Here is a 23,259-nt window from a genome sequence, read left to right on the forward strand (position 1 = left end):
TCGCGGCCTCGGCGAAAAGATCGGCAGCACCACCAAACTCCGGCCGCATCCAAAAATCGGACATACTTCCCCCACAACCGAATTCACTTCTCGAAACTGGTCATCGAAGCTAACACACCGACGGGGAACAGGCAGGTCGCCGACCTCCGGCCGCACCAGGCACAATAGCGGCCATGGGTTCGCCGGTGCCGGCGGCTTGGTGTCGGCGAAGGAGCATAGCCGGTGAAATCCGTAGCCCTTCTTCCAGTTCGGGGTTGCGTGCTCTTTATCGGAGTTCGCGGTCACCAAGGTGGTCGAGGTCGATGATCAACGGATGCCGCGCATCACGGTCGTGGTCAGGGGCCGCGGTGCCTGCGGCTGTCCACGCCTGCGCGCGAGCGGAGTTGATCGCCGACAAGGCTGCGGGTACGTCGGAGGCCAGCGTCGAGATTGGCCGCGACACCGTCGGATCCGAGGAGTCCGGACTCTGTCACCGAACCGGACGCCGCATTGCGCGCCCGACCAGTTCGACCCACTACACCCCCACGCCGAACTACCCCAGCGCCTGATCCAGATCCGCGAGCAGGTCGTCGATCCCCTCAAGCCCCACGGAGAGCCGAACGACGGAGTCGCTCAACCCGATTGCGGCGCGTCCGTCTGGGCCCATGGCCCGATGTGTGGTGGTCGCCGGATGCGTGATCAGCGACTTGGAGTCACCGAGGTTGTTCGAGATGTCGATGACGCGCAGAGCGTTGAGCACCTCAAAGGCGCGCTTCTTGCCGTCGATGCCGTCACGGTCGTTGAGTTCAAAGGTCACCACCGTGCCGCCGCCGGACATCTGCGCGGTTGCCAGCTCGTACTGCGGGTGCGAGGTGAGGAAGGGGTATCTGGTCCACCGCACGCGCGGGTCGGCCTCCAGAAACTCCGCGATCCGCAGCGCCGAGGCCACCGAGGCGTCGACGCGCAGCTTGAGCGTCTCGAGTCCCTTGACGAGAGTCCACGCATTGAACGGCGAGAGCGCAGGTCCGGTGTGACGCATCAGGGTCTGCACCGGCCCGTCGATGTACTCCTTGGTCCCGAGCACCGCACCGCCCATCACCCGGCCCTGGCCGTCGATGTGCTTGGTGCCGGAGTAGACGATCACATCGGCCCCCAGGTCCAACCCCTGCTGCAACAGCGGGGTGGCGAACACGTTGTCCAGCACCACCTTTGCTCCCGCAGCGTGTGCGAACTCGGAGACCTTCACCACGTCGACAAGGCTCTGCATCGGATTCGACGGGGTCTCGAAGAACACCGCATCGGCGGGCGTGGACAACGCCTGCTCCCACTGCTCGAGGTCTTCGCCGTCAACGAAGTCGGTGTGCACTCCCCACCGGGGCAAGATCTCGTTGGCGACGACGAAGCACGAACCGAACAGACTGCGTGCGGCGACCAATCGGTCACCGGCCTTCAGCAGCGCACCCAACGACACGAAGACAGCGGCCATTCCGCTCGCGGTGGCAAAACATGCCTCGGCACCCTCGATCAGCCGCAGCCGCTCCTGGAACATCTCGACGGTCGGGTTGCCGTACCGGGAGTAGACGAAACGCTCGTCCTCACCGGTGAACGCACGCTCGGCAGCTTCGGCCGAGTCGTAGACATAACCGCTCGTCAGATATAGCGCCTCGGAAGTCTCGAAGAAACCCGACCGATCGAGCCCGCCCCGGACCGAGAGAGTCTCGGCCGAAACCCCTTCCGGCAGAACTCGACTCACGACTGCCTCCACGGTAGGTCGAGGGCACGCCAACCCTTGGAACCACGGTGATCGAATTCGTCCAGCGGCCCCTCGAAGCCGTCGACAACGTTGTACGCCTTGGCGACACCGTCGGCGGTGGCCGCCTCGGCGGCACCGATCGAGCGATGCCCGGAGCGGCAGATGAAGATCACCTCGTCGTCGTCGGCCACACCGGCATCACGCAACTCGGCGATGAATCCTTCATTCGGAGTGCCGTGGGGAAAAGTGTTCCACTCGATGAAAAGTGGTTTCTTGCCAAGGATTTCGAGGTCAGGGACACCGACGAAGGACCATTCGGCGCGGGTGCGACAGTCGACGAGTTTCGCCTTCGGGTTCTGCTCGAGCTTCTCCCACGCCTGCGTAGGAGTCAGATCTCCGGCATACGTCATGGCTTACACACCTTCCAGTTCCCGTCTTCCCGAATCGCGGCAACCTTGGTCGTCTGCGTCTGATCGGACTTCTTGTCGAAATGCCAATGTACCGTCGCGGTCGCCCGATCACCGGACACCGCCACGTCACTGATCGTCGGAATCACGATCCGCCCGTTGGTGTCCAACGATTGCCGGTTCTGCGTCACAAACTCCGGCTTCGACGGAAATCCCGCCGAACCAAGGTCGGCGCTGCAGGTGTGCTCACGGAAAGCCGCGTAGTCGACATTGTTGCGGGCGGTGTACAGATCGTTGATCGCGTACTGCACCTTCGCCGAGTCACTCGCCCGGTCCTGCGCCGGACGGAACGCGTACGAGAGCGCGATCCCGCCGGCCGCGAGAGCAACAACCGCCAGGGCCACCCAGAACGGCCACGCGTTGCGCCATGACGGAGTGGCCGGCTCGTCGGGGATCACGTCCGGCTCGGCCCGCTTGGCTGCGCGTTTTGCCATGTCGGAGAGTGTATCGACGCAATCTGGATGCAACGTGGGCGCCCTCGGCCGACCGTGCCGCCGGTCACACGTTTTCGGGTAAGGCTATCCGCGGATGCAGAACCCGACGAAGGAAAAGTCATGGTGGTGCCCACCCGACCGGCCCGATTCGCCCCCGACGTCGATGCCGACGCTCCACCAGTGGGTTTCTATCGTTCGATCTCGGCAGACACCATCAGCATGCGCAGGCAGGCCGACGTCGTCCTCCTCGACCGGCAGAGCGCCAACGACCGGCTCCGCGAGACCACCAACTGGACCGGTCAGCCGTTTGTCATCGGCGGCCGCAGCACCTTGGTCAACCCGGAGTTCGGGATCGCCAGGGGGGCGTGCCGACAGTGCTGTCCCATCTCATGGATCGCCGCCCAATCCATCGCGCAGATCGCCGACCCTGCGGGCCACGCGACCTGACGTGGACACCACGCGGGTGCGGGTTGTGTGAGGTCACCCTAACCGCAGATTTTGGGTACGGGCTGCCAGGGCCTACCGTAGAAGGGATAAGCATCAACGCACCGCCTCGTACCGCGGGCGTGTGATCTCCGTCGAGAACCGAGGTACTGACACTCCATGACCGATCAAGCTCGCCCGCTGCGCGTGGCCATCGTCGGCGCGGGTCCCGCCGGGATCTACGCCGCCGACGCCCTGATGAAGTCCGACACCGCCAAGGACCGCGGCGTGTCGATCGACCTCTTCGAGCGCATGCCCGCGCCCTTCGGCCTCATCCGGTACGGCGTCGCGCCCGACCACCCCCGCATCAAGGGCATCATCACCGCCCTGCACAAGGTCCTCGACAAGCCGCAGGTCCGCCTGCTCGGCAACATCGACTACGGCACCGACATCACCCTCGACGAGCTCAAGTCGCACTACGACGCGGTGATCTTCTCCACCGGCGCCACCGACGACCGCGCTCTGCAGATCCCCGGCGTCGACCTCGAACGCTCCTACGGCGCAGCGCAATTCGTCGCCTGGTACGACGGTCATCCGGATTTTCCGCGAGAATGGCCGCTCGAGGAGGAGAAGGTCGCCGTCATCGGCGTCGGCAACGTCGCGCTCGACGTCGCACGCGTGCTCGCCAAGACCGGCGACGAACTACTGCCCACCGAGATCCCCGACAACGTCTACCAAGGCCTCAAGAACAACAAGGCCCTGGAGGTGCACGTCTTCGGTCGTCGCGGTCCTGCCCAGGCGAAGTTCACCCCGCTCGAGCTCAAGGAGCTCGACCACTCGCCGAATATCGAGGTCGTCGTGAACCCCGAGGACATCGACTACGACGAGGGCTCCGCCGTCGCGCGCCGCGGATCGAAGATCACCGACCAGGTCGCCACGATCATCGAGAACTACGCCATCCGCGACCCCAAGCAGGGCGCCATCCACAAGCTGTTCCTGCACTTCTTCGAGAGCCCCACCGAAATCCTCGGCGAGGACGGCAAGGTCGTCGGGCTGCGCACCGAGCGCACCCAGCTCGACGGCACCGGCAATGTCAAGCCGACCGGCAGGTTCACCGACTGGGACGTCACCGCGGTCTACCGGGCCGTCGGCTACCTCTCGGACAACCTGCCGCAGATCCCGTTCGACAGCCAGGCCGGCGTCATCCCGAACGAGGCCGGACGCGTCTTCGACGAAGGCGCCCACCTGACCGGGCTCTACACCACCGGGTGGGTCAAACGCGGACCCGTCGGACTCATCGGCCACACCAAGGGTGACGCCAACGAGACCGTCGACTGCATCATCGAGGACATGACGAACGGCGCGCTGCTCGAGCCCGCGCATCCCGCGCAGAATGCGGTCATCGAGTTGCTCGAGTCCAAGAACATCCCGTTCACCACCTGGGACGGCTGGTACCGGCTCGACGAGCACGAGCGTTCCCTGGGTGCCGAACAGGGCCGCGAGCGCGTCAAGGTGGTCGAGCGTGAGGACATGCTCGCCGCCTCCGAGCCGCACAAGGTGCAGAAGGCCTGACACGCGGCTGACGAGAGTGGGGGAGGTGTTGTCCTCCCCCACTCTTACGTTCGTTTCCAAGCAATCCCCAGCGGACGAACGAAAGCCTTGGGAAGAAGCCGGACACACAGCGAGGGGCGAGACGGAGATCCGCCTCGCCCCTCGCTGACTGTGAGAGTGGTTGTCGCTCAGCCCTGCTGAATGGCCGGTAGCAGGTTCTGCGGTCCCGGCGCGTTCTGCGGTGCCGGGATCTGACGCACATTGGCCCAGAAGCCGAAGTTGTTGGCCAGGTTCTCTACCTGCGCGCCGATGGTGTAGCCGGAGATCGACGACGGCCAGCAACCGGCCCACTTGGTCTCGACGTAGCGGTAGAACTGACCGGGCTTGAGCAGACCGGCGGGCTGACCGGCGATCCGGACCTGCTTGGTGGCCCCGCCGATCTCGGTGACGTTGACGTTGGTCATGGTCGAGCCACCGACGTTCTTCACGCCCATCCACCGGGTCATCTGCCACAGCGGTCCGGAATCCCAGTTCGGGCCCCACCGCTTGAACTCGCAACTCACGCCGCCCAGCATGGCCAGATCGCCCGGCCCTGCGGCCTGCGCCTCACCCGCTGCGGCCAAGGTGCCACCGGCGATACCGGCGGCGACCGCCGTTGCCGCGACGGCTCGCTTCATCGTCTTCTTCATGTCGACTCCTTCTTCGTCGATCGGGCCTCGAAACCGTGGACGACTCCGAGGCTGCGAACTCCTACGACGCCCCCGCGCCGAGATGCTTACGTCTCCTTCTATCGCACTCTCACAGGCAACCGTTACGTCGGTCTCGCAATCGTTGCCGCACGGCAGCCGGATCGTCATCGAGTCCACCACCAACAACTGACGTAAGGCTAACCTTTCCGCCATGCCGCGCCGGACTACTGGTGATCCTCGCCGTGCCCGTGGTCGCCAGCATCGGGTCGGTGCTGATCTGTTCGTCATGAGTGACGGACAACTGGTTCCGACATGGCGCATCCGACGCGGTGATCACCGCCGAACTCCTCGGCGACGCCTTCGGGCCTGCGCACGCAGGTGGTTACCGACCCGGTATTCGGTGGCCCGATGATCGTGCCGATCGGCACGCACACGGCACGCCGGATATCCGGTGCACGTGGGGTGTTCGGCGAGCGGTAGGCCGTTCGGTCACCGGACGGCTGTCCTGGGATCTCACAAGGCAATCGCCCCGGCCAGCCAGGTTCCCGACGCGAGCGACGCGCCGAACAACTCGATACCGATCGTCACCGCCGCCGCCTTGGTCGCCGCCACCGTACCGCGCCACGCAGCGCCAACCGTGCGGGTACGCACGAGCTCGGAAACCAGTGCACCGGCAAGGAAACCGAAGAACAACCCGACGACGGGCACCATGAAGAACCCGACGATCCCCACCACCCCGCCAACCACGATGGTGCGGTTGGGGATCTCGTGACGACGCAGAACACGGCCGGCCACAACATATTTGACGATCTCACCGACACCGATCAGCGCCACAGCGAGTGCGAACACCGCCCACGCCCAGCCGCCGACGATGATCGCCCACACCAGGATCGACACCACGACCAGCAGTGCGCCAGGCAGCACCGGAACGACGATTCCCAACAGCCCCAAGGCAATACAGACACCGACGATGATCTCGCCATACAGGGGCATCAATCGACCGCTTTACTCGACCCTGGACGGGAAATCCGACCCGGCCGCCTCCGGACGCGGCGCCCCTGGCCCCGCCGGGGGTCGCTGTCCCGGGCCGGGCACTCCCGCGGACGCGGGCCCACGCGGTCCCGGTGCCGGACCACCCTGAGGCCCACGCGGACGCGGGCCGCCCGGTGGTGGTGCGACCGGGGGCGGTCCCATCGGCGGCCGGCCCGGGGGGCGTCCCGGCCCGCCGGGAGGCGTCTGACCCGGCTGCGGGCGCGGCGGGGGTCCCCAGACGGGCGGCCCACCAGGTGGCGGCCCGCCGTGCTGAGGTCCCACCGGTCCTCGCGGCGGCGGTCCGGCCAGACGCACCGGGGCCGGGGGCGGTACCGGCGCGGGCGCACCGCGACGCGCTTCGCGCCCGGCCACCGGTGTGACGATCGACGCGGCCTGCACCGCACGTTCGCGGGCCGTCGAGACATCGTCGGCGGTTGCGGTGACCACCCCGACACGTCGCCGATGGAAGCTCTCGGGTTTGCCGAACAATCGAATATCGGTCTCCGGTACAGCGAGTGCTCGCGCAACGTTCTCGAAGCCGATCGCCTTCTCGTCGAGCTGACCGTAGATCACCGCCGACGCGCCCGGCGAGGCCAGCGTCACATCCACCGGCAGCCCGAGGATGGCACGTGCGTGCATCTCGAACTCACTGAGACGCTGGGTAGCCAAGGTGACCAGACCGGTGTCGTGCGGCCGCGGACTGACCTCGGAAAAATAGACGTCATCGCCCTTGACGAACAGTTCGACGCCGAAAATGCCACGGCCACCGATCTTTCCGTCCCCGAGCGCGGTCGCGATCCGGGCGGCGATCGAGGTGGCGGCACCCAACGCATCGGTGGTCATCTCGTGCGGCTGCCAGCTCTCGACGTAGTCGCCGTTGACCTGCTTGTGCCCGATCGGCGCACAGAAGTGGGAGGTCAGTCGTCCGGTTGTCGGGTCGATAGCACGCACCGTGAGCAGAGTGATCTCGAAGTCGAAATCGACCCAGCCCTCGACGATCACGCGTTCGCCGGCGACGCGCCCACCCGTGGTCGCACGCTGCCAGGCGGACTCGATGTCGGCGGCGCTCTTGAGAACGGTCTGCCCCTTACCCGACGACGACATGACCGGCTTCACCACGCACGGGTAGCCGATCTGGGTGACCGCCACAGTCATCTCGTCGAGTGAACCGGCGAACAGGTACGGCGACGTCGGCAATCCGAGGTCCTCGTCGGCCAGACGGCGGATGCCCTCGCGGTTCATCGTTGCGATCACCGCTGACGCGGTCGGGATGACCTCGGCCAGCCCCTGCTTCTCGACGGTTCCGAGGGCCTCGGTCGCAATGGCCTCGATCTCGGGCACCACATAGTGGGGGCGATACTTCTCCACCAGCGCGAGCACCGCGTCGCCGTCGGTCATGTCGATGACCTCGGCGTGATGGGCCACCTGGTGACCGGGAGCGTTTTCGTAGCGATCCACGGCGACCACCTCGACGCCGAGTCGCTGGAAGGCGATCACGAGTTCTTTGCCGAGTTCGCCGGCACCGAGCACCATCACTCGGGTGGCGGTCGGCGACAACGGCGTCCCGAGCAGATCGGGCGGACCGATGGGTACAGACGCGGGACGACGGACCACCTGCACCTGCGCGGGCGCCGGGGCGACCGCGTCCGGCTTCTGCAATCCGACGGCGGGCTCACCGGCAGGCTCGCCCCCCGGCGCCGGCACCGGAACCACCGGGGCCTGCCCAGACGACGACAGCCCAGACGATTCCGACGCCTGCGGGGGCGGCGCGTCCGGACGCGAAGGCTCCTCAGAGGCGGCGCCGCTGTCGATGTTCGAGGTCATTCTGTGGATTCTACGTGGCACCCGATCGGTGGGTCATCCACACCGCGCACAGCCGGCACCACTCGATGCACGGCTGTGACCTGCGCCGACACCCACCGACTCGCGGTTCAGCCGACCACCTGATGGATGTAGCACCACCGCCAGAGTTCACCGGGTTCCGCCGAACGCATGACAGGATGCCCCGACGAGTAGAAGCGCGCCCTCGCGTGTCGGCGCGGCGAGGAGTCACAACACCCAACGTGCCCGCACTCCACGCACTTGCTCAGATGCGACCAGTGATTCTCCCCGATGGCCCCGCGGAGATCCTGTTGGTGTTGCGCAAGGCGTTGCGCCGGCTCGACTTTGCCGAGGGCCTGACCGACCGCGACGACAACTGCTCGCCCGAGGGGCCGGTTTGACCGGTTGGTTCGCTTGGTCTCGGTGATCACGAGGACCCAAGTGGGACAATGGGTTCACATGGGGCACCTGTGACTGAAGTTGTGCCGAACCGTAATGGGACCACAACCGAATCACGGGCCGACCGGCTGTAGCTTGCCGATATGAGACGCCGGATGGCCGCGGGGGCGGCAGTAATCACCTGTGCGGGCGCAGCCTGGTTGGGCCTGGTAGCGCCGGCCCATGCGTGGACCACCGGCACCGCCCATGGCGGGTCCGGGACGATGAGCGGCAACACGGTCACGCTCTTCGGCGTCAACAACTCACCACTGGCCGGCGGTCAGGGACAGTGCAGCGCCTTGGTGTATCCGTTCTCCGCCCTCGGAGCACTCGAACAAGCCGCCCAGGTCGGCACGCAACGGGCAGCGGCACGCGTGCAAAACCAAGGGCCGCAAGTCGATTCACTCAACAACCAGTACGACCAGGACATGTCGGGGGTGGGCACCCCACTGGCCGTCGCCGACACGGTCGCCGTCGGCTCCGCCCCCACCACCCTGCTCACCTACCAGGGCACCGCCGCCCAGTACGCCGGATACGTCGTGTGCAGCTCCACCGCCGGACAATCCAGCGATGAGGACTACACTGCCTTCCCGGTCTCCGCCTCGGCGTCCGCCGCTCCCACCGCCCCGACACCATCGACCGCGGGCCACACCGACACCGACGACATCCTGAACTCGGCGAGCAGCTGGATGACGTGGTTGTGGGTGTGCACCCAATCGGGCACCGCGAATTGCGGAAACGCCCCTGCGCTGCCTGGTGTGACGCACTGAGCACACGGCGCGCCGGAGTATTCGGGCGCGCCCGCAGCGCCGGATCGTGTCGGCCGGGTCAGGATGGTTCGGACACCGGATCGCCCACCCCGACCGCCTCGTAGACGACGGTCTCCTCGGTTCTCCCGCGGAGTGTGACATGTTCGGCCTCGCGCCACTTCTCGCGCTCGGGAGGCCGCGCGGCCTCCAGGGCACGCCCGGATGCCAACGGGTGCCGCGGATTTCGTTTGGCGAGTTCGGACAGTCGTGCACTCTCGTTGACCGGGTCGCCGATCACCGTGTATTCGAAACGCTGGATCGCACCGACATTGCCCGCCACAACCGGCCCATGGCTGACACCGATGCCCGCCGACAGTTCCGGCACCTCCTCGCCAAGCCGTGTGGCGATCGTTCGGGCCGCCGCCAGGGCCGCACCGGCGCAGTCCGACAACGCGATCGGCGCACCGAAGATCGCAAGTACCGCGTCGCCCTCGAATTTGTTGACCAGCCCCTCGTTCTCCTCGACGGCGGCGACGATCACCCCGAAGAAGCGATTCAGGATCTCCACCACCTCGCCGGGCGAACGTTCGGCGGCCAGCGTCGTCGAACCGATCACGTCGACGAAGACCGTGGCCACCACCTTCTCGGTGCCCCCGAGTTCGGGGTCGGAGGCCAGAGCGGCCTCGGCAACCTCACGTCCGACGTGCCGACCGAACAAGTCGCGCATATGTTCTCGCTCACGTAGGCCGCCGACCATCAGGTTGAAACCAGCCTGCAGATCACCGAGTTCGGTGCCGTCGTAGACGATCACCCCGACGTCGTCGAGTTCCCCGGCTTCCACCCGGTGCAGCGCGGTACGCACGCTGCGGATCGGGCCGACAATGCTCAGCGACGACAGCACCGTCAGGATCAGGCCGGTGGCCAGGGCCGTCCCTGCCAGCACCGCGACACCGACGAACATGTCGACCTTGGACGTCTCGGGCCGGAATGCTCCGAACAACACGACCAGCAGGATGCCGGTCACCGGGATAGCCGAGCCGACCAGCCACGACACGATCGCACGGCTGCGCACCCCGCTGCGCTTACGTCTGCGGTACCCGGCGCTGATGAGTTCGGCGGCCACCGGCCGCAGTGAGAACTCGATCAGCAGATAGGAGATCGCGACGACCACCACCCCACTGAGACCGACGACGAAGATCGTCTTCGGGATGAGTTCGGGATGGGCGATGCCGTAGCAAAGAGCGAAAAGGACGACCGCACCGATCCAGAGGACCGCCTGGATGCTCACCAGGCGCCACGGCGCGCGGCGGGCACGCCGCGCGTCGGCGTCGGTCGGCGGCCGATCTCGGATCGCCCAGCGAAGATCGCGGACAACAACGATTGTGCCCCAAACGATTCCGATAAAGAATGCTCCGACGACGTAGAGCGGTACGGCGAGGAAGTTCACCCACCACAGATCCGACCGGAACACCGACGGCTCCGGAATGCCCACCGCCGATAGCGCAACGACGATGATCGCACCCACGAGGTTGGCGACGACGATCGACGCGGTCAGCAGTGTCTGGATGCGCAGCCGCTGTATCGAACCGCTCTCGCTGGCCGACCCGAGCAGAATCGAGCCGTAGTCGCGCCTCCCCCGCTTCGGTGCCATGTGGTTACCCTGCCATACCCGAGTCCGTCGCCGGGCGCTTGTCACACGCGGGGCAGCGCCGAGCGCGCCTTGAGCGCCAGCCAAAGCTCCATACGGTCCTCGCCGTCGTCGAGCCGACGGCCCGACAGCGCCGCGATGCGATCGATCCGATTGCGAACGGTGTTGCGGTGCACCGACAACCGGGCTGCCGCCGGGTCCCACGCGCCGTTGACGCGCAGCCACTCCTCGAGGGTCCGCATCAGTTCGACGCGCTCGCGCTCATCGAGTTGATCGATCGGGGCGAGCACGGCGTCGGCGAATCCGCGGAGGAGCCGTGGTTCGCCGAGTCCGATGAGCAGCTCGACGGTGCGGCCCTCGCGCGCATCGACCGGCCGACCAAGGCGTTCGCTGGCGCCCACCAGCGAACGCGCCTGGGTCAGCGACACCGGCAACGACGCCACCTCAACCGGAGCGCCCAACCCGATCGGTGTGCCGGGAGCGATCGCGGTGAGCATCGCGAGCAGCCCGTCGGATTCGGGGTGGGCGATCTCCACGAGACCCCCGTGCGACCGGACGAGTCCGGCCGTCAACGAGGACTGCACGCGGAACAGCAACGCGTCCGCATCGTGGGGTGCGGGCGCGATCACCGCCGCGACAACGAGCGTCGATCGCCAGCCCAAGGAGTCCGCAAGCTGTTGCGCACGTGCCGGTTTCAGTCTCGGACGAACCAGTTGGGCGAACACCACACCTCGACGCTGACGTTCGGGCTGGCCGGCTACATGGCGACGTTGCACCTCCAACGCGAGCAGCGAGACGAGCACCGTCGACGAATGCCGCGCCACCGGATTCAGTTGGGCGTCCAACACGATGAATGCCACCGCGACACCGGAGCCGACGGCGTGGATCTCTCGCCCGCCACGCAACACCCACGACTGTCCGAGCGGTTCGCGCGAGGCGGCCACCGCCAATTCCACGGCCTCCGCACGCACCTGTTCCGAGGCCCTGGGGGTGGCCGCGATCAGCCGGCCCACACCGTCGCAGACCACACAGTGCGCGCTCGACGCCTCGGCCCAGGTCTCCAGCAGTGCCGGCAACGGTGCGCTCGACGTGGCCACCGCGGTCAGTCGGCGATTGAGCTCCATCGCCTCCTCGAGATCGCGTCGCTGCTGGGCGGCCCGTTTCTCGAACACCCACTTGGTGATCGCGATGAACGGCACCTCGACGGGGACCACGAGGAGCGGAACACCGATCTCGGCGGCCGCCGCACGCAGCGGCTCAGGGCAGGCCGCGTAGCGCGGGCCCAGACCCAACACCAGGCCCGCGATACCACCGGCCCGGCAGTTGCGCACATACTCGCGACAACCCTGCTCGGTCATCTCCACCAGCAATCCGACGGTCATGAGCAGCTCCCCACCGCGCAGCCATTCGTGCGGGTCGGCCAGCTCGGAGACATGCACCATCGTGACCTCGGCGTCGAGCGCCTCACCTCCGGCCGCCACCTGCAGGTGGAGTTCGTCCGCTGCTGCGACGTCGCCGACCGTGATCACCGGAGACCTCTGGGCCCACTGTTGTACATATCACCCAATGGTAATCACCGAATTGGACAATTTTTCACTGTCGGCGCAGGTCAGTGCGCCGCACTCTGAGATGCACCGGCGATGACGCCGCCCTCCGAGTAGTTCCGATCGACCCGAAAGCCCGTCATGAACCTGGATCCTCCCGCCGACGGCCAGACCGCCCGCGCCACCACACGTCCTGCCATCGAGACCCGCTCCATCGACTATGTGCCCGACGAAGAACGACACGGCAAGGTCTCCGCACAGGGGCCATTCTGGTTCGTCGGCAACTTCCAGCCGTTCACCCTCGCGGTGGGCTTCGCCGGTCCGGCAATGGGGTTGTCGATGGTCTGGAGCATCATCGCCGGTCTCGCCGGTATCGCCTTCGGCACATTGTTCATGGCATTCCACGCCACGCAGGGCCCGGTCCTCGGGCTGCCGCAGATGATCCAGTCCCGAGCCCAATTCGGTTATCGAGGGGTGCTGTTGCCGCTGATCGGCACGCTGTTCACCTTCGTAGGTTTCAACGTCGTCGACATCGTGATCATCAAGTCCGGTCTGCAGTCGATCTTCGGCTGGAATCCGGTGGTGGTCGCCGTCGCGATGTCGGTGATCGGCGCCGCGCTGGCCATCTTCGGCCACGATCTGCTACACCGGGCGTTCAAGGTCCTCTTCTGGATCTCGTTGCCGCTGTGGCTGATTCTCACCATCGGCATCCTGGCCGGCTCGGTGCACGGGTCCCTCGGACCGGCGGGTCCCGGCGGCTTCACCCTCGTGGCGTTCCTGGTGCAGTTCTCGGTCGCGGCGTCCTACAACATCACCTACGCACCCTACGTGTCGGACTACTCGCGGTACCTGCCCCGGGACACGCGCCCGTCCTCGATCATCGCCTCGGTGTTCCTCGGCGCTTTCGCCTCGCCCGCGTGGCTGATCCCGGTGGGTGCGTTCCTGGCAACCTACCTCGGCGCGTCGGACGCGTTGAGCGGCATCAATGACGGCGGAAATCAGGTCATCTCCGGCCTGGGCAGCGTCCTGGCGGTGGTCGCAGCCCTGGTGCTGGTGGCAACGATGGGCCTCAACGCCTACAGCGGCATGCTGACCGTGGTCACCGCGATCGACTCGGTCCGCCAGGTCTCGCCGACGCGCCGGCTCCGCGTGATCACGATCCTGGTCCTGACCGTAGTGTGGCTGTCGCTGTCACTGACGTTGACCGATGCCACCGAATCACTGAACACCGCCCTGCTGATCATGCTCTACCTGCTGGTGCCGTGGACGGCGGTGAACCTCAGTGATTACTTCTTCGTCCGACGTGGCCACTACGTCATCGCCGACCTGTTCACGCCCACAGGCGTATACGGCCGGTGGCCCTGGCGGGGAATCAGCGCATTCCTGATCGGCATCGCCGCCGAAATCCCGTTCATGGTCCTACCGTTCTTCGTCGGGCCCGCCGCGTCGGCGATGGGCGAGGTAGACATCGCCTTCCTCGTGGGGCTGGTGGTCTCGGGCGGCGCCTACGTGCTGTTCACCCGCACCCAGGATCTCTCCACTGAACGCCAACTCCTGACCAGCCACCCCGAACTATCCGACCCGCCGAGCACCGGTGAGATCCGCATCGAGATCGCCGCAGAAGAACACAGTCTGGAGGAGAACTCATGAGTGACAACGTGATTGCCGGACTCGACACCGAGTTCCCGGTCATCGACGGGGTGGTGGGACAGGTCGATGCAGCACGCTTCCCCCGTTACGGCGCGCCGGCCACGTTCGCCCGCCTACCGCGCCGGGACCAGGTCGCCGATGCCGACGTGCACATTCTCGGCATCCCGTTCGACACCGGGGTCAGCTATCGGCCGGGCGCACGGTTCGGCCCCGGGCACATTCGTGCGTCGTCGAAGTTGTTACGGCCCTTCAATCCAGCCCTCGGCGTGGCACCGTTCGCGCAGCGACAGGTCGTCGATTGCGGTGACCTGTCGGTCAATCCGTTCGCCATCACCGAGGCCATCGACACCATCAGCTCCGCGGCGAGAACTCTCGGCGCCGACGGCGCCACCCCGCTGATCCTCGGGGGCGACCACACCGTCGCGCTGCCCATGCTGCGCGCGCTGCGCGACCTGCACGCGAAACCTGTTGCGGTACTGCACTTTGACGCCCACCTCGATACCTGGAACTCCTACTTCGGTGCGCCCTATACCCACGGCACACCATTTCGCCGGGCCAGCGAGGAAGGACTGATCGATATGGAACGCTCGATGCACGTCGGCATCCGCGGCCCGCTCTACAGTGCCGCAGACCTCGACGACGACTCGGCGCTCGGATTCGCCGTGGTGCGCGCCGATGACTACGAATTCGACGGTGTGACAAGCATTGTCGAACGGGTACGCACGCGCTTGGCCGGCGGTCCGGTCTACGTCTCCATCGACATCGACGTCCTTGATCCGGCCCACGCACCGGGCACCGGAACCCCCGAGGCCGGCGGCCTGACCTCTCGCGAGCTGTTGAACACCCTGCGCGGCCTACGCGGCCTCGACATCGTCGGCACCGACATTGTCGAGGTCTCCCCCGCTTACGACCACGCCGAGATCACCGGTATCGCCGCCGCACATGTCGCCTACGAGATGCTGTCGATCCTCGGGCCACGCCGGTGACCCGGCCGGTCCACCGCCATTCCCTTCCCCTTCCCATCTGAACGGACCCGCCATGACAACCGATACTCTCACCGCACGCGCACTCGATGCCCTCGACGCCCTGGTCGTTGCGTTTGCGGCGAATGACGAAGACGCCTACTTCGGTGCGTTTGCCCCCGGCGCGCAGCTGGTCTTCCCCGATCAGGACCGGACCGCGATCGGCGTCGCCGACTACCGGGCACTGTGGCGTTCCTGGCGTGCCGAGGGCTGGGGCGTAGCCACGTGTGCGAGCAGCGATCGGCGCGTACTCGTCGTCGGCGCCGTCGCGATCGTGACCCATCGGGTGTCAACCACGCTGGCCGACGGCACCACGCTGAACGAACGCGAGACGGTGGCCTTCGACCTCGACGCCGACCCCGGCCCGCTGGTCGTTCACGAACACCTGTCGGCGTGAGGGGCGCGCCGGGTTACACCGACGGCCAGGACAACCTGCTGAACGCCTTGCCCCAGATGCCGCCGGCAACCCGACCGGGCACAGGTCCTCAGTGCCACCGGAGCCACCACCACCGACGGTGTCACCGCGGTCGCGGCCTCCATCTGGAAGGCGGTGGACACCACGGTGGTATTGCCGGCCGTGGTGGCGAGTAGTCTGCGGCGTCGCCGAGTGCGGCGTCGCCCAGTGCGATGTCGCCCAGTGCGATGTCGCCGAGTGCCGGATAGTCAGCATCGGAGGGCGCAACCTCGTCGGCGAGCAGCACCACGCCGGAGGCCCCCACGAGCGACAATCCGACGATCGACAACCCCACCTACGATGACCCGACCACGACCGATCCTGCCTCGACCGCGCGGGCCTACCGACCACCACACGCTGCGGTGAGCGTGCGTCAGCTCACGCGGATCATCTTCTTGTTCACGAACTCGTCGATCCCGAATCGGCCGAGTTCGCGTCCGAAGCCCGAGCGCTTCACACCGCCGAACGGCAACTCGGCGCCCTCGGCACCCACGGCGTTGATGAACACCATGCCGGCCTCGATCTTGTCGGCCACACGAAGCGCCTGCTCGGAGTCGGTGGTGAACACATACGAGCCCAGGCCGAAGGGAATGTCGTTGGCGACCGCGACGGCCTCGTCCTCACCGGCGACCTTGTAAACCGTGGCAACCGGACCGAACAATTCTTCCTTGGCTACCGGCGACTCCGGATCGATACCGGTGAGGACCGCCGGCGGGAAGTGCGCACCGGAGCGCTCGCCCGCAGAATCCAGTGTCGCACCGGCCTTCACAGCGTTGTCGACCTGCTGTTCCAGACGTTCGGCGGCAGCCAGCGACGATAGCGGCGCAAGACCTTGCGCGGCTGCCTTGACCTTCTCGGTGAACTTTCCGAGGAACTCGTCATAGATGCTCTCGTCGACGATGAACCGTTTGGCGGCGTTGCACGCCTGCCCGGTGTTCTCGAAGCGTCCGGCGACGGCTGCAGAGACGGTCGCGTCGAGATCGTCGGTGGAGAGCAGGATGAAGGGATCAGACCCGCCGAGTTCGAGGACCACTTTTTTCAGGTTCCGGCCGGCGATCTCGGCGACGGCGGCACCGGCGCGCTCCGACCCGGTCAGCGAGACACCCTGCACGCGCGGGTCGGCGATGGCGTCCGCGATCTGCTCGTTGGTGGCGTAGACGTTCACATACGCCCCGGCCGGATATCCGGCGTCAAGGAAGATCTGTTGCAACGCCGCAGCCGACTCGGGGCACTGCGGGGCGTGCTTGAGCACAATCGTGTTGCCCAACACCAGGTTCGGGCCGGCGAAGCGAGCGACCTGATAGTAGGGGTAGTTCCACGGCATGATGCCGAGCAGCACGCCGACGGCGCTGCGGCGGATGAACGCCGAGCCCTCACCCTCGAGCAATGTGATCGGCTCGTCGGCGAGGAACTTCTCGGCGTTGTCGGCGTAGTACTCGTAGATCGCGGCACTGAACTCGACCTCGCCGACCGACTGATCGAGCGGCTTGCCCATCTCGCGCTGGATGATCGAGGCCAGTTCGTCCTTGCGCTCGATGTGCAACTGCGCAACTTTACCGATGAGGTCGGCGCGCTCAGCGACCGTCGAGTTCTTCGACCATGTGGCGAAGGCATCGGCGGCGGCGTCGATCGCGGCGCCCGTCTGCTCGTCGGTGGCAGTCGGATATTCCTTGACGACCTCACCGGTCGCGGGATCGGTGACGGCGTACAGGGCCATCGGAACACTCTCCTCGTTCGCAGGGCAGCCCGGATGGCACCCACTGCTCATGAGGGTAGCCTCCGACTCACCACCGTGCTCGGGAAACCGTAGAATCTTAGACTACTTGCAAAGCTATTCGCAGCAGATCTCCACTTACGCGACGGAATCCGTTAGAAGGCCACATGACGCCGCCGCGACCGCACGGCGCTCAGACAATCGCCCGGCGCACAATCGTCTGGTCGCGGCCCGGGCCGACGCCGATGCAGGAGATGAATGCCCCGGAGAGTTCCTCAAGCCGCAGAATGTAGTCCTGGGCGTTGCGCGGCAGTTCGTCGAAGCTCTTGCAGTTGCTGATGTCCTCCCACCAGCCCGGCATCTCCTCGTAGATCGGCTTGGCGTGGTGGAAACCGGTCTGGGTCATCGGCATGTCCTCCACGCGCTCACCATCGACCTCGTAGGCGACGCAGATGGGCACGGTTTCCAGACTGGAGAGGACGTCGAGTTTGGTCAGGAAGTAGTCGGTGATGCCGTTGACGCGTGTCGCATAGCGAGCGATCACCGCATCGAACCATCCGCAGCGGCGGGCGCGCCCGGTGGTGACACCTACCTCGCCGCCGGTCTTGGCGAGGTAGGCGCCCCACTCGTCGAAGAGTTCGGTCGGGAACGGCCCAGACCCGACGCGAGTGGTGTAGGCCTTGAGGATGCCGAGCACCGTGGTGATGCGGTTGGGCCCGATCCCGGCGCCGACCGCTGCGCCGCCTGCGGTCGGATTCGAGGACGTCACATAGGGATACGTGCCGTGGTCGACGTCGAGCAGAGTGCCCTGCGAGCCTTCGAGCAACACGGTCTCGCCGCGTTCGAGGGCCTGGTTGAGCAGCAGCCGGGTGTCGGCGATGCGGTGTGTGAAACCCTCAGCCTGAGCGAGTACCTCGTCGACGACCTGCTCGGGCTCGAGAGCACGCCGATTGTAGATCTTGACCAGAATCTGGTTCTTGAGTTCGAGTGCGGCCTCGACCTTTTGGGTCAGGATCTTCTCGTCGAGCACGTCGGCCACACGTACTCCGACACGGGCGATCTTGTCCTGATAGCAGGGGCCGATCCCGCGGCCGGTGGTACCGATCTTCTTGTTGCCCAGGAAGCGTTCGGTGACCTTGTCGATGGCCACATGGTAGGGCATCAGCAGGTGGGCGTCGGCGGAGAGCAGCAGCCCGGTGGTGTCGACGTCGCGGTCCTCGAGTCCGCCGAGTTCGGTCAGCAGGACGCCGGGGTCGACGACGACACCGTTGCCGATGACGTTGTTGACGCCGGGGGTGAGGATGCCCGACGGGATGAGGTGGAGCGCGAAGGTTTCGCCGTTCGGCAACACCACCGTGTGTCCGGCGTTGTTGCCGCCTTGGTAGCGAACCACCCACTGCAGCTTGCCGCCGAGGAGATCGGTGGCCTTTCCCTTGCCCTCGTCGCCCCACTGGGCGCCGATCAGCACGATCGCGGCCATGTTCTCTTTCCGCCCTTCTCACTTGCCTTCGCAACCGGGACAACCCTACTGGTTCGGGCAGCTCGATACCCTATTCCCATGTCTTTCGCGGTCATCACGTCATCGCAGGCGTCGGCGTCGGCCCTTTCTCGCCGCGCGATCCGGGACACGGTGGCGCAGCGGATCGCCGACCCCGCCGTCACCCGGCTGATCGTGGAACCCGCAGCGGGGTCCACGAGTGCCGATAAGGGGTCGCAGACCCACCCCGACGCCCACCTCGCGCAGGTCATCGCCGCTTTGATGCTCTCCGAACGCCTCGACGTCGAGGTCGCCTACGTGGCCGATCGGCCCACCGCCGCAACCAGCGCGTACGGGTTGCCGCACGGGTCGGCGGCCCGCGATCTCGCCGAACACGGCGACGCCGTGTCATTGCCACTGATCCGCGACGACGCGGCGACCGTGCTGGTGGGCGTGGCCCGACACCTCGGTGCCGAGGGGGCGCAATTGCACGGCGAAAGCTATGTCGACAGCGTCCGGCTGTTCACCGGCGAGGTCCGCGGCATACGGATCGAGCCCACCCCGCACGAGCCGGGTCTGCGGGCGCGCCTGGAAACCAATGCGCTGGGCCGCTGGACGCGGCGAGGCCGATGGCACGACGGTCGGGCGATCCAGACCGGGGGCACCAACATCGTCGTCGAGCGGGAGGCCGTGCTCACCGATCGGGTGGTCAAACGGTCCACCTATTACCGTCATCACGTGGATCTCAAACTGGTGTGCCCCCGATGACCGGCCCCGCCTTCGGCAGACGCCGCAACCCGACGATGGCCGAGATGGCCCGCGCGATCCAGCCGGGCGCCGTGTTCTTCGCCCTGATCGCGGTGGCGGTGCTCGGCGGCTGGCTCGCGGCGACCGCCGGCTCCGATCGCTCGTCGGGCCAGGCGACCCTCGGCGTGATCCTGCTCGTGCTCGCGGGCTGGGTGATCTCGTTGTGTCTGCACGAGTTCGGTCACGCGGTGACCGCTTACCGATTCGGTGACCGCGACGCCGAGTTGCGCGGATATCTGACGCTGAATCCGTTGCGCTACACCCATCCTGGCCTGTCGCTGGGGTTGCCGTTGCTCATCATCCTGTTGGGCGGCATCGGTTTTCCCGGCGGCGCGGTATACCTCAACGAGCGTGGCTTCACCAAGGCGCAGCGCACCATCGTGTCGCTGGCCGGTCCGGCGTGCAACATTCTGCTCGCCGTCGTGCTGCTCCTGGTGATCCGTGGCTTCGGCCCGTTCGTCGACAGCCCTATCGGCCTGTTCGTCACCAACTCCGAGCGCATCAATCTGTGGGACGGACTGGCGATGCTGGCGTTCCTGCAGATCACCGCCGCCGTGCTGAACCTGATCCCGATGCCCGGCTTCGACGGCTACAACGCGATCGAGCCCTATCTCTCGCCTCAGACCCGGCGTAGCGCTGCCGCCGTCGCGCCGTACGGCTTCCTGATCATCTTCGCCCTGCTATTCATCCCGCAGCTCAACAAGGCGTTCTTCGACCTGATCTTCTGGCTTTTCGAATTGTCCGGCGTCCCATCCGGCCTGGCGGGGTGGGGGTGGGACACCTTTGTGTTCTGGCGGCATTAGTCAGGGCAGCGTTGCGACTCCGAGTCCACGCCGGTCAGCTCACCCATTCCCAGAAGCCGCCTCTCGCCCGGACCCAGTTGCAGGTGTTGACCCCGTGGCGATGCGGCTGCCCTGACCGCGCGCTGAGTCTCCCCGGAAGTGCGGCCCACCCCGAGGCAATCGAGTTCTAGGACCTCCTCACACCGGAACGCACAGTTCACTGATGGCCTGGCCCAATAGTTGTGGATTTGCCAGTAGTGGTCGATTCGGCAGCCCGCGGCGACGCCGCTCTCACCAGTGAAGATCTTCGGAGCATCGGTGCTGGTCGTCGACAGGGTCGATCTGGACGGTGGCGTGACCGAGCCCATGTCGTGAGAGCACGGCACGCGCAGCGGGGAGCACATCGGCATTGGGTCGGTCACTGCCGAGATGCACCGTCGCGACGTCCATCCCAGTGGTCAACGACCAGACATGTAGATCGTGCACATCGGTGACCGACGGGATCTCCGACAGCTCACGACGCACCTGGTCGACGTCAACATGCGTGGGCGCCTGCTGATTGAGGATGCGGAGGGCGTCGATAGCCAGCCGCAGCGCACGCGGGACGACCCACAGCGCAATGCCGACAGCCACGATGATGTCGGCGTAACCCCATCCGGCGGTCAGCGCCACGATGCCGGCGACGAGTACCCCCACACTGCCGACCGCGTCGGCCAGAACTTCGAGATAGGCGCCGCGCACTGCGATGGACTCCTGCGAATCGGCCCGCAATAAGCACATCACCAACACGTTCACACCAACACCGACCAACGCCACGATGATCAGGGTGAGACCGGGGACCTGGGGGTCTGACCCGATACGCTCGATCGCCTCGTACAGGACGAAACCCGCGACGCCGACCAACAGGACGGCATTGGCGACCGCGGTGAGCACCTCGGCGCGGTGCCAGCCGAACGTCCGGATGTCGGTGGCCTCACCGTGCCGGGCGAGCAGTAACGCGACGAGGCCCATGACCAGGGCAACGACGTCGGTGAGCATGTGTCCGGCATCGGCGATCAGCGCCAGGGAGTTGACTGTGAGGCCGACCAGGAGTTCGACGACGAAGTACGACCCGATCAGCCCGACGGCCACCGCCATCGGCCAGATGCGACGTTGCGACGCATTCGTCACGTCCACATGCGAATGGCTGTGGGAATGCGACAGCGCGGCGGAGTGTGAATGTGAGAGCCCCATAGCCCCGTCAATATATGCACGAGTGCGCATATATAGCAAGACTCAGGTATGCCTCACCCCGTCCGCCTACGCCATCCACGCAGATCGCGCGCCTATGTCCGTCGAATCGGCGCCACACCTCGTCGACCGGGCGCCGGTGTTCACCATTCGAGCACAGGCACCCAAAATCGAGAGCACCGCTCTTGAAACTGTGGTTCTCCTTATTCGGACACCGTCACGCCACTGCCGCTCCGCGGCACGGACTACCCCTGGGATGCCCAGGCGCGGGCCCGATCGGCGGGATCGGCCACCAGATCGCTCTCGTCACGACTGCGGGTCGAGCGGATCGAGTATCTCTGCGACGCTCATCTCCGCGACGTCATCGCGGTCCACCATCGAGCCTCCCGGCCTTCTCGTCCTTGCTGTCGGCACGGGGTTGCACGACTGATCCCGTGTATCAGCCGCGTCAGCATTACTTCTCGCTCACTCAGCGCAGGGTCGCCACCGCCGAGGACCGCCGCAATCCGGCGACCATCAACAGATCGACGAGTAACGACCGGATCTCGGCGAGCAGGGCGGTCTCCGACATCCCGCGTTCGGCGACGAGTTCGGCTCGCGCCTTGCGGGCGATCGTGCGCAGGACACGTGCGGCGTCGGCCGGATCCGGCGAGTGCCCCGGGTCGGCGAGCATCATCTGGCGCAGAATCTCGAAAGCGCCCCCGAGATCGCCGATGATCTCGATGAGTTCAGGACGGACTTCCTCACCACGCTGGGTAATGCCCAGGGCGCGTCGCGCGATGATCCGAAAGTTGCGAACCCCGTTGTCGATCGGGTCCGCGGTCGCCGAAATCCGTTGCAGGCGAAGCCGCGACCCCCAGTACAGCGGGGACAACGTGCTGATCTCGCGTCCGCCGCTCATGTCCTGTCGCATCGTGGTGATCGCCCCCTGGGTTCCTCGCGCCTTCTCCAGCGAGGCGAACACCATGGATTCGTCACCGGCACGCATACCCTCGGCCAGTTGCCGCGCGGCATCGCGGACCGTCGCGAGGACGGTGGCCGCGTCCCGGCGGGCGCGAGCAGCGGGATTCGCGGGCAGCAACGCACCAACCAGGATTCCGATCACACCGCCGGTCAGTGCGTCGATCGCGCGATGGAAACCGCCGATTCCACCCGGCGGTAGTAGCGTCGCCACGAGCACCGCAGAGGACGCCGCCTGCATCGGGACGAGCGGGCCATCATCGAGGAAGACCGCCACCGCCATCGCCAGTGCCACCACCACGACGATCTGCCAAACGCCACTGCCGATTTCTACGATCAACAGATCTCCGACGAGGATGCCGATGGTGACGCCGGCGACGAGTTCGGCCGATCGGCGCCATCGGCGGCCGAGCGAGAGGCCGAGGGAGATGACCGCAGCGATCGGGGCGAAGAACGGCTGCTGGTGACCCAGCACCTCCAGCGCGAACCACCATGAGAGGCCGGCGGCGATCGAGCACTGCGCAATCGGGACCGCCGACAGCCAGAGTCTGCGGATGCGCACCCGCAACAATCGCGGCAACGCCTCGTAGCGGCGGCGAGCCCAAGTGGTCATCGGCGTCACGAAATCGGGCCTG

21 protein-coding genes and 1 pseudogene are annotated in these 23,259 nt (G+C 66.4%); 8 read left to right on the forward strand and 14 right to left on the reverse strand.

Annotation, left to right across the window (positions count from 1 at the left end):
• Positions 1–130: 130 nt before the first annotated feature.
• From EF294_RS21610 to EF294_RS19915, 4 genes and pseudogenes are all read right to left on the reverse strand, one after another.
• Positions 131–457: pseudogene (locus EF294_RS21610) on the reverse strand (IS1380 family transposase); the annotation flags it as partial.
• Between the two features lie 75 nt (positions 458–532).
• Entirely contained in the window at positions 533–1,732 is a 1,200-nt protein-coding gene (locus EF294_RS19905) for an O-succinylhomoserine sulfhydrylase (protein WP_123932750.1), read from the reverse strand.
• Positions 1,729–2,142 carry a rhodanese-like domain-containing protein gene (locus EF294_RS19910; RefSeq protein ID WP_123932752.1) on the reverse strand — a complete coding sequence of 138 codons (414 nt, stop codon included), beginning with the start codon at positions 2,140–2,142 and terminating at the stop codon, positions 1,729–1,731. Before EF294_RS19910 ends, EF294_RS19905 begins: the two co-directional genes overlap by 4 nt.
• Positions 2,139–2,633: an Rv0361 family membrane protein gene (locus tag EF294_RS19915; protein WP_123932754.1), complete on the reverse strand. Its 495-nt coding sequence runs from the start codon at positions 2,631–2,633 to the stop codon at positions 2,139–2,141. Before EF294_RS19915 ends, EF294_RS19910 begins: the two co-directional genes overlap by 4 nt.
• A gap of 120 nt (positions 2,634–2,753) precedes the next feature.
• On the opposite strand from EF294_RS19915, the gene EF294_RS19920 reads away from it, so the two are divergent.
• Positions 2,754–3,080, forward strand: a complete 327-nt coding sequence (locus tag EF294_RS19920) for a hypothetical protein (protein ID WP_123932756.1) — start codon at positions 2,754–2,756, stop codon at positions 3,078–3,080.
• A 156-nt stretch (positions 3,081–3,236) separates the two neighbouring features.
• On the forward strand, positions 3,237–4,628 hold the full coding sequence (locus EF294_RS19925; RefSeq protein WP_123932758.1) for an FAD-dependent oxidoreductase: 1,392 nt from the start codon (positions 3,237–3,239) through the stop codon (positions 4,626–4,628).
• 167 nt (positions 4,629–4,795) lie between these two features.
• On the opposite strand, the gene EF294_RS19930 is transcribed toward EF294_RS19925, so the two are convergent.
• The 4 genes from EF294_RS19930 to EF294_RS22810 form a co-directional block, all read right to left on the reverse strand.
• Positions 4,796–5,296: a hypothetical protein gene (locus tag EF294_RS19930; protein WP_123932760.1), complete on the reverse strand. Its 501-nt coding sequence runs from the start codon at positions 5,294–5,296 to the stop codon at positions 4,796–4,798.
• A gap of 513 nt (positions 5,297–5,809) precedes the next feature.
• Complete coding sequence (locus tag EF294_RS19940) at positions 5,810–6,289, reverse strand: DUF456 domain-containing protein (RefSeq protein ID WP_123932762.1); 480 nt, start codon at positions 6,287–6,289, stop codon at positions 5,810–5,812.
• Between the two features lie 12 nt (positions 6,290–6,301).
• Positions 6,302–8,152, reverse strand: a complete 1,851-nt coding sequence (gene purT / locus EF294_RS19945) for a formate-dependent phosphoribosylglycinamide formyltransferase (protein WP_246007988.1) — start codon at positions 8,150–8,152, stop codon at positions 6,302–6,304.
• A gap of 107 nt (positions 8,153–8,259) precedes the next feature.
• Positions 8,260–8,580 (reverse strand): UBP-type zinc finger domain-containing protein, encoded by a 321-nt coding sequence (locus EF294_RS22810; protein WP_425459454.1) that lies wholly within the window; start codon positions 8,578–8,580, stop codon positions 8,260–8,262.
• 111 nt (positions 8,581–8,691) lie between these two features.
• On the opposite strand from EF294_RS22810, the gene EF294_RS19955 reads away from it, so the two are divergent.
• The gene (locus EF294_RS19955) at positions 8,692–9,357 is read left to right on the forward strand and encodes a hypothetical protein (RefSeq protein ID WP_246007989.1); all 666 of its coding nucleotides are present in this window, start codon (positions 8,692–8,694) and stop codon (positions 9,355–9,357) included.
• 58 nt (positions 9,358–9,415) lie between these two features.
• On the opposite strand, the gene EF294_RS19960 is transcribed toward EF294_RS19955, so the two are convergent.
• Positions 9,416–10,987, reverse strand: a complete 1,572-nt coding sequence (locus EF294_RS19960) for an adenylate/guanylate cyclase domain-containing protein (protein ID WP_123932764.1) — start codon at positions 10,985–10,987, stop codon at positions 9,416–9,418.
• 41 nt (positions 10,988–11,028) lie between these two features.
• Positions 11,029–12,513 (reverse strand): PucR family transcriptional regulator, encoded by a 1,485-nt coding sequence (locus EF294_RS19965; protein WP_123932766.1) that lies wholly within the window; start codon positions 12,511–12,513, stop codon positions 11,029–11,031.
• A 156-nt stretch (positions 12,514–12,669) separates the two neighbouring features.
• Here EF294_RS19965 and EF294_RS19970 point away from each other — a divergent pair, with 156 nt between their 5' ends.
• Genes EF294_RS19970 through EF294_RS19980 form a run of 3 tightly spaced genes read left to right on the forward strand, consistent with a single transcriptional unit; the run spans position 12,670 to position 15,597 of the window.
• Positions 12,670–14,178 (forward strand): purine-cytosine permease family protein, encoded by a 1,509-nt coding sequence (locus EF294_RS19970; protein ID WP_123932768.1) that lies wholly within the window; start codon positions 12,670–12,672, stop codon positions 14,176–14,178.
• Positions 14,175–15,164, forward strand: a complete 990-nt coding sequence (gene speB / locus EF294_RS19975; RefSeq protein WP_123932770.1) for an agmatinase — start codon at positions 14,175–14,177, stop codon at positions 15,162–15,164. Before EF294_RS19970 ends, speB begins: the two co-directional genes overlap by 4 nt.
• 52 nt (positions 15,165–15,216) lie before the next feature.
• Positions 15,217–15,597, forward strand: coding sequence for a YybH family protein (locus tag EF294_RS19980; protein ID WP_123932772.1), 381 nt, complete (start codon positions 15,217–15,219; stop codon positions 15,595–15,597).
• Between the two features lie 430 nt (positions 15,598–16,027).
• Here EF294_RS19980 and EF294_RS19985 read toward each other — a convergent pair whose 3' ends face one another.
• Both EF294_RS19985 and EF294_RS19990 read right to left on the reverse strand, forming a co-directional pair.
• Positions 16,028–17,371, reverse strand: a complete 1,344-nt coding sequence (locus EF294_RS19985) for an NAD-dependent succinate-semialdehyde dehydrogenase (RefSeq protein WP_123932774.1) — start codon at positions 17,369–17,371, stop codon at positions 16,028–16,030.
• A 190-nt stretch (positions 17,372–17,561) separates the two neighbouring features.
• On the reverse strand, positions 17,562–18,848 hold the full coding sequence (locus tag EF294_RS19990) for an adenylosuccinate synthase (RefSeq protein ID WP_123932776.1): 1,287 nt from the start codon (positions 18,846–18,848) through the stop codon (positions 17,562–17,564).
• A gap of 78 nt (positions 18,849–18,926) precedes the next feature.
• Here EF294_RS19990 and EF294_RS19995 point away from each other — a divergent pair, with 78 nt between their 5' ends.
• Together EF294_RS19995 and EF294_RS20000 are read left to right on the forward strand one after the other, a co-directional pair.
• Positions 18,927–19,613, forward strand: a complete 687-nt coding sequence (locus EF294_RS19995) for a hypothetical protein (RefSeq protein WP_123932778.1) — start codon at positions 18,927–18,929, stop codon at positions 19,611–19,613.
• The gene (locus tag EF294_RS20000) at positions 19,610–20,455 is read left to right on the forward strand and encodes a site-2 protease family protein (RefSeq protein ID WP_123932780.1); all 846 of its coding nucleotides are present in this window, start codon (positions 19,610–19,612) and stop codon (positions 20,453–20,455) included. The genes EF294_RS19995 and EF294_RS20000 overlap by 4 nt, the downstream gene beginning before the upstream one ends.
• Positions 20,456–20,725: 270 nt before the next feature.
• Here EF294_RS20000 and EF294_RS20010 read toward each other — a convergent pair whose 3' ends face one another.
• Positions 20,726–21,667 carry a cation diffusion facilitator family transporter gene (locus tag EF294_RS20010; protein WP_185091174.1) on the reverse strand — a complete coding sequence of 314 codons (942 nt, stop codon included), beginning with the start codon at positions 21,665–21,667 and terminating at the stop codon, positions 20,726–20,728.
• Between the two features lie 466 nt (positions 21,668–22,133).
• Positions 22,134–23,237, reverse strand: a complete 1,104-nt coding sequence (locus tag EF294_RS20015; protein WP_123932784.1) for an FUSC family protein — start codon at positions 23,235–23,237, stop codon at positions 22,134–22,136.
• Positions 23,238–23,259: the final 22 nt, after the last annotated feature.

It is taken from the genome of Gordonia oryzae (genome assembly GCF_003797185.1).
Lineage (GTDB): Bacteria > Actinomycetota > Actinomycetes > Mycobacteriales > Mycobacteriaceae > Gordonia > Gordonia oryzae.